This is a genomic window from Curtobacterium sp. USHLN213 (assembly GCF_037144815.1).
Classification (GTDB): domain Bacteria; phylum Actinomycetota; class Actinomycetes; order Actinomycetales; family Microbacteriaceae; genus Curtobacterium.
On sequence record NZ_JBBCYQ010000001.1, the window covers coordinates 434,745 to 449,514 of the forward strand.

General features: G+C 72.3%; 10 protein-coding genes. 4 read left to right on the forward strand and 6 right to left on the reverse strand.

Annotation, left to right across the window (positions count from 1 at the left end; translation table 11 throughout):
• Positions 1-54 precede the first annotated feature (54 nt).
• The 3 genes from WFH25_RS01990 (at position 55) to glgB (ending at position 6,968) form a co-directional block, all read left to right on the forward strand.
• Positions 55-2,073 (forward strand): glycogen debranching protein, encoded by a 2,019-nt coding sequence (locus tag WFH25_RS01990; RefSeq protein WP_336696645.1) that lies wholly within the window; start codon positions 55-57, stop codon positions 2,071-2,073.
• A gap of 141 nt (positions 2,074-2,214) precedes the next feature.
• The gene (locus WFH25_RS01995; protein WP_336696646.1) at positions 2,215-4,215 is read left to right on the forward strand and encodes an alpha-1,4-glucan--maltose-1-phosphate maltosyltransferase; all 2,001 of its coding nucleotides are present in this window, start codon (positions 2,215-2,217) and stop codon (positions 4,213-4,215) included.
• Positions 4,212-6,968 (forward strand): 1,4-alpha-glucan branching protein GlgB, encoded by a 2,757-nt coding sequence (glgB, locus tag WFH25_RS02000; protein ID WP_336696647.1) that lies wholly within the window; start codon positions 4,212-4,214, stop codon positions 6,966-6,968. Before WFH25_RS01995 ends, glgB begins: the two co-directional genes overlap by 4 nt.
• Positions 6,969-7,202: 234 nt before the next feature.
• Here glgB and WFH25_RS02005 read toward each other — a convergent pair whose 3' ends face one another.
• Positions 7,203-8,207 carry a tetratricopeptide repeat protein gene (locus WFH25_RS02005; protein WP_309779823.1) on the reverse strand — a complete coding sequence of 335 codons (1,005 nt, stop codon included), beginning with the start codon at positions 8,205-8,207 and terminating at the stop codon, positions 7,203-7,205.
• Positions 8,204-9,940, reverse strand: coding sequence for a hypothetical protein (locus WFH25_RS02010; RefSeq protein WP_071296164.1), 1,737 nt, complete (start codon positions 9,938-9,940; stop codon positions 8,204-8,206). The genes WFH25_RS02005 and WFH25_RS02010 overlap by 4 nt, the downstream gene beginning before the upstream one ends.
• Before the next feature lie 185 nt (positions 9,941-10,125).
• Between WFH25_RS02010 and WFH25_RS02015 the strand changes: the two genes are divergently transcribed.
• Complete coding sequence (locus tag WFH25_RS02015) at positions 10,126-12,018, forward strand: hypothetical protein (RefSeq protein WP_336696648.1); 1,893 nt, start codon at positions 10,126-10,128, stop codon at positions 12,016-12,018.
• Positions 12,019-12,109: 91 nt separating this feature from the next.
• On the opposite strand, the gene WFH25_RS02020 is transcribed toward WFH25_RS02015, so the two are convergent.
• The 4 genes from WFH25_RS02020 to WFH25_RS02035 form a co-directional block, all read right to left on the reverse strand.
• Entirely contained in the window at positions 12,110-12,838 is a 729-nt protein-coding gene (locus tag WFH25_RS02020; RefSeq protein ID WP_336696649.1) for an alpha/beta hydrolase, read from the reverse strand.
• On the reverse strand, positions 12,835-13,140 hold the full coding sequence (locus WFH25_RS02025; protein WP_070416388.1) for a hypothetical protein: 306 nt from the start codon (positions 13,138-13,140) through the stop codon (positions 12,835-12,837). The genes WFH25_RS02020 and WFH25_RS02025 overlap by 4 nt, the downstream gene beginning before the upstream one ends.
• 14 nt (positions 13,141-13,154) lie before the next feature.
• Positions 13,155-13,811, reverse strand: coding sequence for a transglycosylase SLT domain-containing protein (locus WFH25_RS02030; protein ID WP_441294445.1), 657 nt, complete (start codon positions 13,809-13,811; stop codon positions 13,155-13,157).
• Positions 13,812-14,207: 396 nt separating this feature from the next.
• Entirely contained in the window at positions 14,208-14,756 is a 549-nt protein-coding gene (locus WFH25_RS02035; protein WP_070419098.1) for a DivIVA domain-containing protein, read from the reverse strand.
• Positions 14,757-14,770: the final 14 nt, after the last annotated feature.

Consider the following 14,770-nt stretch of genomic DNA (forward strand, 5'->3'; position numbering starts at 1 on the left):
ACCCCCTGAACGAGCGTTTCCAGGATACTCGTCGGTCCTCGTACCCTTGGTGCCATGCACGAGACGGCGATCGACGAGACCCCGGGGTTCCTCCTGACCGCCGACGTCCCGCGGTTCTCGGTGCGGTCGGCGACGGCGACGGCCGTGTCGGTCGTGGTCGACGGCCGCGGCACGTTCCCGCTGACGCGGTCCGGCGACGTCTGGGCGGGTGCCGTGCCGGGAGTCGGACCCGGGGACACGTACCACCTGCTCGTGGACGGTCCCGCCGGTCCGCGCGACGCGTTCGACGCGGTGCGTCCGCTGCTCGACCCGTACGCCCGTGGGATCGTGCGCGGCACCGGACCACGCTGGACGGGTGTCGTGGTCGACGACACGTTCGACTGGGGCGGGGTGGTCAAGCCGACGACGCCGCTCGACCGGGTCGTCGTGTACGAGGCGAACGTCCGGACCCTGACCGCGACGAACCCGGCCGTCCCGGAGGACCTCCGCGGCACGTACGCCGGCGTCGCCCACGAGAGCACCATCGCGCACCTGCACCGGATCGGTGTGACCACGCTCGAGCTGCTGCCCGTGCACGCCTTCGACACCGAACGGTGGCTGCGGGACGCCGGACGCGAGAACGCCTGGGGCTACAACACGCTCGGGTTCTTCGCGCCGCACGCCGCCCACGCCTCCCCCGGTGCACGGGCCGAGGGTGCCTCCGCGGTGCTGCGCGAGTTCAAGGGCATGGTCCGGCTCCTGCACGCAGCCGGGATCCAGATCGTCCTCGACGTCGTCTACAACCACACCGCGGAAGAGGGCCTCGGCGGCCCGTCGACCTCGCTCCGGGGCATCGACGGGGCGAACCGCTACCGGTGGACCGCCGACGGCGCCTCGTACTACGACACCACCGGCTGCGGGAACACCCTCGACACCTCGGTCGAAGCCACGGCCGACCTCATCGTCGACAGCCTGCGCTACTGGGCGCGCGAGGTGCAGGTCGACGGGTTCCGGTTCGACCTGATGGCGGCGCTCGGCCGCGACGCCGACCACGTGTTCGACCCGTCGCACCCGCTGCTCGAGCGGATCCGGAACCACCCGGACCTGCAGGACACCCTGGTCATCGCCGAACCGTGGGACGTCGGACCGGACGGGTGGAAGACGGGCTCGTTCGGCGCGCGGACGAGCGAGTGGAACGACGGCTTCCGGAACACCGTGCGGCAGTTCTGGCTCACCGACATCGCCGAGGAGCGACGCCACGGCGCCCCCGCCACCGGCATCGGCGCGCTCGCCGGGGCCCTGACCGGCTCGCGCCACCTCTTCGACACGGCACGCGGGCCGCTCGCCGGCATCAACTTCGTCACCGCCCACGACGGCTTCACCCTGCTCGACCTGGTGTCGTACGACGGCAAGCACAACGAGGCGAACGGCGAGGAGAACCGCGACGGCTCGAACGACAACCGCTCGTTCAACCACGGCATCGAGGGCGACACCGCCGACCGCGGCGTGCGGGCGGCGCGGGGCCGGTCGATGCGGAACCTCGTCGCGACGCTCATGCTCTCCGCGGGCGTGCCGATGCTCACCGCCGGCGACGAGCGGAGCCGGACGCAGCACGGCAACAACAACGCCTACGTGGTGTCCGAGGACCTCACCCCGGTCGACTGGTCGGACGACGAGGACGCCGAGGCGATGACCGAGGCCGTCTCCGCACTCGCACGGCTCCGCGCCGCGCACCCCGCCCTCCGGCCGACCCGGTTCGGCGTCGAGGGGCAGGAGACCCCCGGTGCGTCCCGGATGTCCTGGTACGGGCCCGACGGCCACCCGATGACGGCCGAGGGGTGGGACCAGCCGATCCACCGCGCGCTGCAGTACTTCGTCGAGTCGACGCCGGAGCACGAGCCGTTCGACCGCGTCCTCGTGGTGGTGCACGGCAGTGGGCGCACGCGGGACATGACGCTGCCCGTGCGCGAGGACGTGCTCGGGTACCGGCTCGCCTGGTCCAGCGAGAAGCACCGCGACCACGAGCGGCTCCGGCCCGCGGGTCAGGTGTTCACGGCGTACGGGCCGGGCATCCACGTGTTCGAGATCGCCTGACGGCGGCCCGTCCAGGAGGCGCGGGTCGGCTCCGGCACGACGGTCGCGCGGTGCTCCTCCACAGCGCCACGGCGCGCCCGGGTCTCCACGGACGGCACGTTCCGGGGAACGCGGAGGCGCTCGCCGGGTAGCGTCGGCTCCGTGGCCACTGCAGACCGACCCCGCCGACCGAAGATCGGGCGCATCCCGATCACCGAGCTCGCCCCCACGACGCCCAACGGGTTCCCCGGCAAGGCGTTCGACGGCGAGGTGATCACGTTCGGTGCGACCGTCTTCCGCGAAGGGCACGGTGTCATCGGCGCCGACCTCGTCCTCGAACGACCGGACGGCGGCACCAGGACCGTCCCGATGGTGCTCGTCGCCCCGGGCACCGACCGCTACGAAGCGACCGTCCAGGTCGACCACACCGGTGTGTGGACGTGGCACGTCGAGTCCTACGCCGACGACTGGTCGTCCTGGCTGCACGGTGCCCGCCTGAAGATCGCCGCGGGCGTCGACACCGAGGCCACCCTGCTCGACGGGGCGGCGCTCCTCGACCGACTCGCCGACGAGACCGACTCCCCCGCCGCCACGCGTGCGGCGGCGCGCATCCGCGACACCGACCTCGACCCGGCCGAACGACTCGCCGCCGTCGACGACCCGCGCATCACGGGCGAGGTCGAAGAAGCGCCGCTCACCTCGCTCCGGACGCACTCGCCCACGCAGTTGCTCGACGTCGAGCGCACCCGCGCCGGTGTCGGCGCCTGGTACGAGTTCTTCCCCCGCAGCGAAGGCGCGAAGAAGAACCCCGACGGCTCGTGGAAGAGCGGCGACTTCCGCACCGCGGCACGACGGCTCCCGGGCGTCGCGCGCATGGGCTTCGACGTGGTGTACCTCCCGCCGATCCACCCCATCGGCACGACCGCGCGCAAGGGTCCGAACAACACGCTCACCCCCGGGCCGCACGACCCCGGCAGCCCGTGGGCCATCGGCGGCCCCGACGGCGGGCACGACGCCATCCACCCGGACCTCGGCACCGAGGACGACTTCCGCGACTTCGTCGAGACGGCGAAGAACACCGGGATGGAGGTCGCGCTCGACTTCGCTCTGCAGTGCTCGCCCGACCACCCCTGGGTCACCGAGCACCCCGAGTGGTTCACGGTCCGCGCGGACGGCTCCATCGCCACGGCCGAGAACCCGCCGAAGCGCTACCAGGACATCTACCCGATCCAGTTCGACACCGACCCCGAGGGGCTCGTCGCCGAGGTCCTGCGGGTCCTGCGCCACTGGATCGCCCTCGGCATCCGGATCTTCCGCGTGGACAACCCGCACACCAAGCCGCTCTGGTTCTGGGAACGGGTCATCCGCGAGATCCGCGACGAGCACCCCGACACCGTGTTCCTCGCCGAGGCGTTCACGCGCCCGGCGATGATGCGGGCCCTCGCCGAGGTCGGGTTCCAGCAGTCGTACTCGTACTTCACGTGGCGGAACTCGAAGGACGAGATCGCCGACTACTTCGACGAGCTCTCGCACGAGACGAGCGCGTACCTGCGTCCGAACCTGTTCGTGAACACGCCCGACATCCTCACCGAGTACCTGCAGTTCGGCGGCCGCGCCGGGTACAAGATCCGTGCGGCGCTCGCGGCCACCGGTGCGCCGACGTGGGGCATGTACTCCGGGTACGAGCTGTTCGAGGACGTCGCACGCCCCGGCTCGGAAGAGAACATCGACAACGAGAAGTACGAGTACAAGCCGCGTGACTTCGCCCTGGCCGAGGCCGAGGGCGCGAGCCTGGCGCCGTACGTCACGATGCTCAACCGCTTCCGGCAGGCACACCCGGCGCTCCGCCAGCTCCGGAACCTGCACGTGCACGACGCCGAGGACCCGGCGATCGTCGTGTACTCCAAGCACCTGCCCGGACGGTTCATCCGCTCCGGGCGCGACGACACCGTGATCGTCGTCGCGAACGTCGACCCCCACTCGGCCCGTGAGACCACGGTCCACCTCGACCTCGCCGCCCTCGGCCTCGACCCGGAGCAGGCGTTCGACGTCCGCGACGTCGTGACCGGGCAGCGCTGGGTCTGGGGATCGTCGAACTACGTCCGCCTGGACGCGTTCCAGGAACCCGCGCACCTGCTCGTCGTGGAGGGACCCCACCGATGACCGACACCCACCCCGAGGACGACGCACCGAAGGCAGCGCCGAACGACCGGGGGCAGGGGCCGAGCGTTCCGCCGGTGCCGCCGCCCCCGCCGCCCGTGCTGCCCCGCCGCATGCCGGCCGACACCCCGCGCCCGACGCACCCGGCGCAGCACGTCGCACCGGAGACGCCGGCAGCCGGAGGACCGCGTCCGTCGGCATCGCCGGAGCCTGCGACCCCCCGCTACGAGCCACGTGTCTCGGCGCCCGGCGAGGACCTGCCGGGTGCACCCCCGGCCCGACGGGAAGCGCCGGACCGCGACGTCGCCGAATCGGCCACGCTCGCCGGACACGCGTCCGACGCGGCCCACCCGCGCCACGTCACGGTCGAGGCGGTCGAGTCCGTCGAGCGGTCCGCGGCCGCCGGTGACGGCACAGGAGGCGCGACCGGCGTCACGACGTCGGCCGACGCGGGCGACACGGACGGCCCCGGCGACGGGGCGGACGCGCCGACCAGCGAAGGCGGCAGCCCGCTCGCCGCGACGAGCGAGGCGGGGTCGACCCGCGCCTCCCGTCCGACCGACACCACGCCGGAGACGACCGGCCCGCGTCCCGCCCCCGTCGAGGAGTGGCTCCGCCAGCAGGTCGCCGAGGCCCGCTGGTCCCAGCCCCACGACGTCCTCGGACCGCACCCCGTCGACGGCGGCACGAGCGTTCGTGTGGTCCGCCACCTCGCGACCGCCGTGCGGATCGTCCGGCCGGACGGCGACGACGTCGAGCTCACGCACGAAGGCGACGGCCTCTGGGCCGGCGCGACCCCCGGCGAGCTCGGACGGTACCGGGTCGAGGCCGACTACGACCCGGACCCGTCGACCGACAGCGACGACATCACCTGGACGACCGACGACGCGTACCGGTTCCCCCTGACGATCGGCGAACTCGACCTGCACCTCTTCGGCGAGGGCCGTGACGAGCAGCTGTGGCACCACCTCGGCGCCCACGTCACCACGGTCGACGGCGTGGACGGCGTCTCGTTCACGCTCTGGGCCCCGCGGGCGACCGCAGCCCGGGTGATCGGTGACTTCGAGGGCTGGGAAGGCCGCACCACCGCGATGCGTCGTCTGACCGACCTCGGTGTCTGGGAGCTGTTCTGGCCCGGCGCCCTCGTCGGTCAGCGGTACAAGTTCCAGCTCCTCACCGACTCCGGCTGGGTGGAGCGGGCCGACCCGTTCGCCCGGCGGACCGAGGTCCCGCCGCTGACCGCCTCCGTGATCGACGAGTCGCACCACGAATGGTCCGACGGCGACGCGCAGTGGATGGAGCACCGGGCACGGACGACCACGCACGACCGTCCGATGAGCGTCTACGAGGTCCACCTCGGTTCGTGGCGTCCGGGGCTGTCCTACCGCGAGGTCGCCGACCAGCTCATCGGCCACGTCCAGTACACGGGCTTCACCCACGTGCAGTTCCTGCCGCTCGCCGAGCACCCCTTCGGCGGATCGTGGGGCTACCAGGTCACGGGCTACTACGCCCCGACTGCCCGGTTCGGCTCCCCCGACGACCTCCGGTACCTCGTCGACCGCCTGCACTCCGCCGGCATCGGCGTGATCATGGACTGGGTCCCCGGGCACTTCCCGAAGGACGAATGGGCGCTGGCGAAGTTCGACGGCTACGCGCTGTTCGAGCACCCGGACCCCCGCCGTGGCGAGCAGCTCGACTGGGGCACGTACGTGTTCGACTTCGGGCAGCCGCAGGTCCGCAACTTCCTCGTCGCGAACGCGCTCTACTGGCTCGAGGAGTTCCACATCGACGGGCTCCGCGTGGACGCCGTCGCCTCGATGCTCTACCTCGACTACTCGCGCACCGAGTGGCTGCCGAACATCCACGGCGGACGCGAGAACCTCGAGGCGATCTCGTTCCTGCAGGAGACGAACGCCACCGCGTACAAGCGCTACCCGGGCATCGTGATGATCGCCGAGGAGAGCACCTCGTGGCCGGGCGTCACGCAGCCGACCAGCGCGGGCGGGCTCGGGTTCGGCCAGAAGTGGAACATGGGCTGGATGCACGACACCCTGCAGTACATCGAGCGCGACCCGGCGTACCGGAGCTACCACCACGACGAGATCACGTTCTCGTTCGTGTACGCGTTCAGCGAGCAGTTCACCCTGCCGATCAGCCACGACGAGGTCGTGCACGGCAAGGGATCGCTCTACGGCAAGATGCCCGGCGACGAGTGGCAGAAGCTCGCGAACGTGCGGGCCTACCTCGCGTTCATGTGGGCGCACCCCGGCAAGCAGCTGCTCTTCATGGGGCAGGAGTTCGCCCAGCCCAGCGAGTGGTCCGAGGCACGCGGGCTGGACTGGTGGCTCCTCGACGACCCGGGGCACCGCGGTGTGCAGGACCTCGTGTCCTCGCTCAACCGGGTGTACCGCGAGACGCCGGCGCTCTGGACGCACGACGCCACGGCCGACGGCTTCGAGTGGATCGAGGGTGGCGACGCACCGCACTCGACGCTCGGGTTCCTGCGGAAGGACGGCGACGACCGGCTCGCGGTGTTCGTGAACTTCTCCGGCGTGCCGGTCGAGCGACGCTTCGGGTTGCCGGCGGCCGGTGCCTGGCACGAGGTCCTGAACACCGATGCCGCGGAGTACGGCGGGTCGGGCGTGGGGAACCTCGGCGTGGTCACGGCCGAGGACACCCCGTGGGCGGGGCGTCCGGCGTCCGCGCACCTCGTGGTGCCGCCGCTCGGCGCGGTCTGGCTGAAGCTGGCGCGCTAGCCGCGCGCACACGACGGACGGGAGGGGGGGGGGGGGCGGGGCCCCCCCCCGCCCCCCGCCGGTCGGGGGGGCGCGTCCTGACCGCGACACGACCGCGGTGCACAACCACGGTGTAGAACCACGACACCGACGTCGAACCAGGGTGCGACCGTGGTTCGACGTCGGTTTCGTGGTTCGACGCCTGCGCCGGCGCGCCTGGCGCGTCAGGCGCGCCCCGCGCCGACGCGTCGGCGCTCAGTACAGCGCGCTCGCCAGACGCCGGCGTGCGGCGACCACGCGCGGGTCCTCGGTGCCGATCAGCTCGAAGTACTCGACGAGCCGCACGCGGAGCGCCTCTCGCTCGTCCCCGAACACCGTCGGGACGAGGTCGAGCAGCCGGCCGAACGCGTCGTCGACGTGCCCACCCGAGATGTCGAGGTCGGCGACCGCGAGCTGCGCCTGCACGTCGGAGGGCCCGGCGGCCGCAGCAGCCCGGATGTCGTCCGCGGTGCGACCGTTCAGCCGGTCGAGCAGCGACACCTGTGCGAGCCCGGCGACGGCCATCTGGTCGTGCGGGTCCTGCGCGATCGCGGTCTTGTACTCCTGGATCGCGGTGGCGTAGTCGCCCTGCTCGATCGCGTCGTACGCGGCCTGGTGGTGCGGCGGCAGCGGCTCCGGCTCGGGCTCGCCCTGCTCGACGGCGTCGGCCGGGGCCGCTCCGTCGACCGTGACGCGGCCGGAGACACCGTTCTCGGCGGCTGCGGCGAGGACCTGCTCGTAGACATCGCGGACCTGCGCCTCGGGCAGCGCACCGACGAAGAGCCCGAGGGGGCGTCCGCCGATGAGCGCGGCCACGGTCGGGATCGACTGCGCCTGGAACGCCTGCACGAGCTGCGGGTTCGTGTCTGCGTCGACCTTGGCGAGCAGCACGCGGCCGTCGTACTCGGCGGTGAGCTGCTCGAGGATCGGCGAGAGCTGCTTGCACGGCCCGCACCACTCGGCCCAGATGTCGACGATCACGGGGACGATCGTGGAGAGCTGCAGGACGTCCTGGAAGGTCTGGTCGGTGACGTCGAGGACGAGCGACGGGACGGTCAGGTCGGCACCGGTCTCGCTGCCGGGAGCACCGGCGGCGACGCCGGACCCGGGGCCGCCGGCAGCGGCCCCGCCGGGCTGGGGCGGCCGCTGGGCGCGGTCCACCAGGGACGACAGGTCGACGGCTCCGCGGAGACCGGACGGGGTCGGGGGGACGTTGGTCATTGCACCTCACTCGCTGCTGTCAGGCCCTGCGTGAACCCGAGCAGGACCACTTTGTCATCGGTGCCCACCGGGGGCACGTAGAAGAGCAGCTGCACACCGTAGGTCGCGCTGATGCCCTTCGTGCTGGAGTCGACACCGGAGAGCGCCTTCACAGCACCCTCGGTGTTCACCTCGGCGCCGGCCGCGGTCGGCGTGACCTTCTCGACCTCGTTCAGGTCGGCGGACACGAGCGCTCCGGCGCCGTCCGTCGCGATCGCCACGGCGCTGTCGTCGGGGACCTCGGACGAGTACTCGATCTTCGCGGTGTCCGGCAGCGACTCGGACTTCTTGTCCTTGTAGGCCTTGCCGATGGTCGACCGGAGGCCGTCGCCGTCCGCCTGGAACAGCGACGCGTACGAGCTGTCCTTGTCCTTCGAGAGGATGTCGCCGTACGCCTTCGCGATCTCGTCGGGTGCGATGGCGAGCAGCTTCGTGTTCGACGCGAGCAGGGCGGCACCGATCGACGTGGGCGCGAGGCTCGGGATCTTCGCCGCGGCCTCGAGCGAGACGTCGTAGGCGACCTTGTAGTCGTCGCGGGCGGAGTCCTGCACGAGCGTCAGCGCCTGCGGGGCCGACTTCGCGTCGCAGTCCTCGGCGACGACCGCGAACACGGTGCGCGGCCACGAGTCGGTCTGCTGCGGCAGCGCCACGCACACCTGCTCCCCCGAGATCGTCGGCGGGGCGTCGACGTCCGAGTCCTTGCCGCGGATCGTGTAGTTCGCCGCGCGCAGGTCGAGGGCCGCGCCGGTGAAGCGCTGCTCGGCGAGCTTCGCGTCGCGAGCGTCGTCGGCACGTTTCGCCACGTACGCGACCCGCTGGACGATCCGGGTGATCTGCTGCTTCGTGGCGGCGGTCGGCTCGGTCTGCGCAGCCGTCCCGGTCGCCGTCGCGGTGGGCGTCGGGCTGGCCGCGGACGCCCCCTGCGGCCAGTAGTCGGACGAACAGCCGGCGAGACCGAGGGCCCCGACGAGCAGGACCGGGATCGCCACGAACGCCCGGCGGCCGCGACGACCGCGGACCGGTACCTGGGCGCCGGCGGCCGCGGCACGGCGCGAGGCACGCACGCGCGGCGGACGGGAGCCCCCGCTGCGGCGGCGCGGTCCGCGACCACGACGCTGGTGCACGAACGCCCAGACGAGCAGGACGATGCCGCCGACGAGGAACACGCCACCGGCGACGAGGAGCGGACCGACCGACGGCGTCGCGGTGTCGCGCGGCCACGTGACCGAGACGTCGCTCGGGGCCGCGGCCGTGCCGTCGCCGACGATGATCACGCTGACGTCCTCGGGCAGACGGACCGTGAACTGTCCGGCACTGTCGTACTCCTGGTACCAGAGGTCGCTTCCCGCGGGGTCCGGCACGGTGGACTCGGACCCGGTCGTGCGGCCGACGAGCTTCGCCTGCTCGGCGTCGAACCGCATCGTCGTGTGCTTCGCATCGCCGATCCAGGCGTCGACGTCGCTCGTCTTGCCGTAGGCCGCGAACACCTTGCCCGAGCCGGAGACGTTGATGCGCTGGTAGCCGGGGTTGGCGTTGAGCGTCGAGCCCGGGATCACGGTCACCGGGGCGGAGCTCTTCGAGGACGATGCCGCGACGAGCGACGACGGTGGCTCGAACACGGTCCGCTGGCCGACCGCGAGGGCGACGAGCAGCAGCCCGATGACGAAACTGACGATCGCCAGGACGAATCGCACGGATCTTCTCCCTACCGCGCCGGGGTGGGGGTGTCGGCGCGCGAATCAGCGCTCCAGGATAGCGAGGGAGTCTGGACGGCGCATCCCCCACCGCTGTCCGCGGTCACAGCCCACCGTCTCCGCGCGCCACTACAATCGTGCCGGGCCTTCCCTGTGCCCTCCGCCGAGCACCCAGGAGCGAACACGTGGCGAACGACGAGGCAGAGTTCGGGACCGAGCTGCGCGGGTACCGCCGCGAAGACGTGGACCGCTCGCTGAACGATCTGCGCCGCGAGCTCATCAAGTCGAACAACGACCGGGCCGACGCCGCGAAGGAGATCCGCCTCCTGCAGGCGCGCGTCTCCGAGCTGCAGGGCGAGCTCGACGAGGCCGGCACCCCCACGTACAGCGGACTCGGCACCCGTCTCGAGTCGACCCTCCGCGTCGCCGAGGAACAGTCCACGCGGCTCATCAGCCAGGCCGACATCGACGCGCAGCGGCTCCGTGCCTCGAGCCGTGCCGAGGCCGACCGCACCCTGCGCGAGGCGCAGGACGAAGCCCGCGACACGCTCGAGGACGCCCGCACCCGGTCGACGAACGAGCTCACCCGTGCCCGCGCCGAGTCGGCCGACACCGTCGAACGCGCCCGCGCCGAGGCCGGGCTCCTGACGCAGGATGCCCGCAACGAGGCCGCCGCCATCCGCGGTGCCGCCGTGACCGAGGCGGCCGAGGTCCGCTCGGTCGCGATCCGCGAGACGAACGCGCTGCGTGCCCAGGTCGAGCACGAGGTCGCCGAGCTTCGCGAGATCACCCAGCGCGAGTCCGCCGAGGCCCGTCGCGCCGCCGCCGACCTCGACCGCGAGACCGAGCACCGCCGCAGCGTGTTCGAGGCCGACCACGCCCGCCGTGTCGAGGACCTCGACCGCGACGAGACCACCCGCCGCGACGCCCTCGAGCGCGAGATCGCCGAGGGTCGCGCCGCCTGGCACCGTGAACGCGACGACGAGCAGCAGGCCCACGCGCTCGAGCTCGAGACCGGGCGCGCCGACCTCGCCGCCGAGGTCGACCGCCGTCGCGCCGAGCTCGACACCGAGCTCGGCGACCGCCGCCGTGTCCTCGACGAGGAACTCGCGGCCGCCCGCGCAGAGTGGGACCGCGAACTCGCCTCGGCCCGCGCCGCGCTCGAACAGGAGATCGAGGCGGCACGAGCCCAGCTCCGCGTCGACGAGGAGCAGACCCGCACCGAGAACGCCCGGCTGGTGCAGGAGACCGCGGACCGCATCGCCCGCGAACTCGACGAGCATGCGACGCGCATCGAGCGGGAGCGCGCCGAGGCCGAGGCGACCGCGGAACGCGCCGCCCGCGAGCACGAGAACGAACTCGACGCCCGCCGCGAACGCGAGCACGCCGAGGTCGACACCGAGATCGCCGACCGCCGCACCGCCGAGCTCGGCACGCTCGAGGCCGAGCGCACGGCACTCCGGCAGGAGATCGACACGGCCCGTGCCGACCTCACCCGCGAGCGCGACGAGGTCCGTGCCGAGATCGCCCGCGAACGCGACGAGGCCCGCACGACCCTCGAGTCAGAACTCGCCGCCCGACGTGACGACGCCGAGCAGGACTACCTGCAGAAGCACCACGACACCGTCACCGAGACGCAGAAGTACCTCGACGAGGCGAACCTGCAGCTCGCCGAGGCGACGCGCCGCGCGACCGAGGCACGCGAACGGGCCGAGCGCCTCCAGCAGGAGGCCGACGACCTCGAGCGCTCCAGCACCTCGGACGCGCAGGAGCACGCACGCACGATCGTCGCGGACGCCCAGGACCGCGTGCACAAGATGATCGCCGACGCCGAGGAGCGCACCGCCGCGATCATCGCCGAGTCCGAGGACCGCCTCGCGGCCATCCGGACCGAACGCGACGCCGTCGCCGGCTACCTCGAGAACCTCCGCGGGGTCCTGACCAACGCGACCGGCCTGCTCGGCACGGCACCGTCGGTCGACGCCGCGGAGCCGGCGGAGCTCGTGATCGAGCCCGACGACGAGTCGGTCACCGACGACGCGACGGTCACCGACGACGAGGACGCGACCACGCGCTGAGCGTCGGCCGGTCCCCAGGAGGCGCGACCCGCGCCTCCTGGACCGGCCCGCGTCGTCGACGCGACCCGTCCCCCGCGACCCTGCCCGTCCGTCAGTCGGCGACGTGCGTCGGCAGCGGTGCACTGCCCGGCACGACGAGGTCCGCGATCGCGTCGAGCACGATCCGGACGTACTTCTCCCCCACCCAGAGGTGCTTCGCCCCCTCGACCGGGACGACACGGACGTTCGGCGCGATGGCGAACCGACGTGCCGCCTCGTCCGGCTGCAGGAAGTCGTCGTGCTCGGGGACGAGGGCCACGACGGGGACGGACACCTCCGCCCAGCGGGCGATCTCGTCGTCGGTGGTGCGGTGCAGCGGCGGCGAGAGCAGGACGACACCGGCGACCCGGCCGGCCTCGACGTGCTCGAGCGCGTGCTTGAGGATCACCTCGGTGCCGAACGACCACCCGACGAGCCACGGTGTCGGCAGACCGCGGTCGACGACGTCCGTGACGGCGGCGCGCAGGTCGAAGCCCTCGGAGACGCCGTCGCCGAAGACGCCCTCGGACGTGCCGCGCGGGGACGTCACCGAACGGAAGTTGAACCGGAGCACCGCGATGTCCGCGAGGGCCGGGAGCCGGGCCGCCGCCTTCTTCAGCACGTGCGAGTCCATGAAACCGTGCGCGGTCGGCAGCGGGTGCAGCGTGACGATCGTGCCGCGAGCAGCGTGCTCCAGCGGCTCGGCGAGCTCTCCGACCAGGGTGAGGTGGTCGTCCGTGACGAGCTCGATGTCGGTGCGTCGGGCCGGCAGCTCGGTGTTCGACCGGATCTCGGTGGTCATGCGATGCTCCAGCAGTGGTTGTGCCAGTGGCGGCGGGACGCCAGGTCGGCCTCGTCCCCGAGGACACCGTCGGCACGCCAGACGACGACGTGCGCCACGCCGGGCAGCACCGTGCCGCCGCAGCCCGGGCAGATGTACTCCTTCTGCGCCGAGGCAGCGGAGATGGGCTGCACGAGGTACTCACGGCCGCGGCGCACCTCGGTGCGCTTCCACGAGCTCATCATCCGGTCGAGACCGGTCGGCTCGTCGTCCTGCTCGGGACCGCGGCCCCGAGGGCGTCGCGGCCGGTTGCTCCGCGGCACCTGCGTTCAGCCGATCAGTACCAGTTGTTCGCGACGCTGTGGCCCCAGGCACCGCACGGCGTGCCGTAGACGCCGGAGATGTAGTTGAGGCCCCAGGTGATCTGCGTCGCCGGGTTCGTCTGCCAGTCGGCGCCGGCCGTGGCCATCTTGCTGCCGGGGAGCGCCTGCGGGATGCCGTAGGCACCGCTCGGGTTGTACGCGTTCACGCGCCAGCCCGACTCCTTGTTCCAGAGCGAGACGAGGCAGTTGTACTGGTCGGTCCCCCAGCCGCGCGCGGCCACCATCTCCTGCGCGATGGCCTGGGCGCTGCCCGGGTCCGGCGTCGCAGCGGTCGCCGCGAGGGTGTTCGAGGCGCTCACCGAGGCGGTCTCGTCCGTGGCGGTGTCCGCGTCGGCATCCGTGGTGTCGGTCTCGGTCTTCGGCTTCTCGACGACCTTGGGCTTCGGGAGCGTCACGCCGTACGCGTCGCGGGAGACGTCGAACGCGGCGTAGGTGCCGTGCGCCGTGTACTCCTGCGGGGCCGCCGGCGCCTTGACGAGCACCGGAGCGGAGACCGCTGCCTGGGCCACGTCGGGCTGCAGCGGGTTGAACAGCGAGCCGACGACGATGCCGGACACCGCGAAGAAGGACAGCACCGGCACTGCCGCACGCTTGCGCACGAAGGTGTTCATGCTCTGCGGGGACGACGACGGCTTCGCGGCCGCGGCGACGGCGCGGGCACGACGCTGCTTGACGATGCGGGCGTCGGCAGGGGTGGCGGGCACCGCGTGGGCGACCGACGCCTGCGCGTCCGTCGTGTCCGACACGCGGTTCGCCGCGACCGACTTGGGCGCGACGGCCGGAGCGGTCGGCACCGATGCCGTGACCACCGTCGGGTTCGCCGGGAGGACCGAGTTCTCCGCCGTGCGGGTTCGGTTCAGTGCCGCGCGGCGCTCACCGGCGGCCGTGAGGCCGAGGTGCTCGCGGGTATCGCGGTCGGAGCTGATGTCTGCCGTGTGCCTGCCCATGAGTTCGACCAGGATAACGGAACGATCACGGAAAGCGAAGCACCCGCCACCAGCGCGTCGTCAGCGGACAGCGAGCATGACCTCGACGACGGCGTCGAGCAGCGCGTCGACCTGCGCTTCGCGGTAGCCGCCGTGCTTCGGTCGGAAGACGATCGAGCGGACCTCGGTCAGGCTGAGCGGCTTGCCGTCGCGGAAGTAGCCCTCGAGCCGCTTCGCGAAGGCGTCGACGTCCTTCGGGTGGTACCCGGTGCCGAGGAAGCTCACACGACCGAACCGCTGTCCGTCCGGACGCTCGAGACGCGCCACGACGTCGGAGGCCTTCGACCGGGCTTCGGCGTACCAGGCCTTCTGCCCGATGTCCGCGATCTCCCGCTCGCGCTCACGAGCCGCGAAGGCATCTTCGAGCCGTTCGAGTGCGGCGTCGACGTGTGCGGTGGAGTAGCCGCCCTTGCGCATCGAGAAGGCGGTGGCCCGGATCTTCGCGGCCTCGATCGCCGGAGCGGTGTCGTTCGCCGTGTAGGCGCGGCGGGCGTCCTCGAGGAAGCGCTCGACCTCGTCGACGTCGTATCCGAGGGCGGAGCGGTCTGCGTTCGGGAAGGTGGTGGCCACGGCGACATTCTGCC

Excerpts from the sequence above, each read along its gene's own strand:
- WFH25_RS01990 (WP_336696645.1), top strand. The coding sequence starts at position 55 with ATGCACGAGACGGCGATCGACGAGACCCCGGGGTTCCTCCTGACCGCC.
- glgB (WP_336696647.1), top strand. The coding sequence starts at position 4,212 with ATGACCGACACCCACCCCGAGGACGACGCACCGAAGGCAGCGCCGAAC.
- WFH25_RS02005 (WP_309779823.1), bottom strand. The coding sequence starts at position 8,207 with ATGACCAACGTCCCCCCGACCCCGTCCGGTCTCCGCGGAGCCGTCGAC.
- WFH25_RS02020 (WP_336696649.1), bottom strand. The coding sequence starts at position 12,838 with ATGACCACCGAGATCCGGTCGAACACCGAGCTGCCGGCCCGACGCACC.
- WFH25_RS02030 (WP_441294445.1), bottom strand. The coding sequence starts at position 13,811 with ATGAACACCTTCGTGCGCAAGCGTGCGGCAGTGCCGGTGCTGTCCTTC.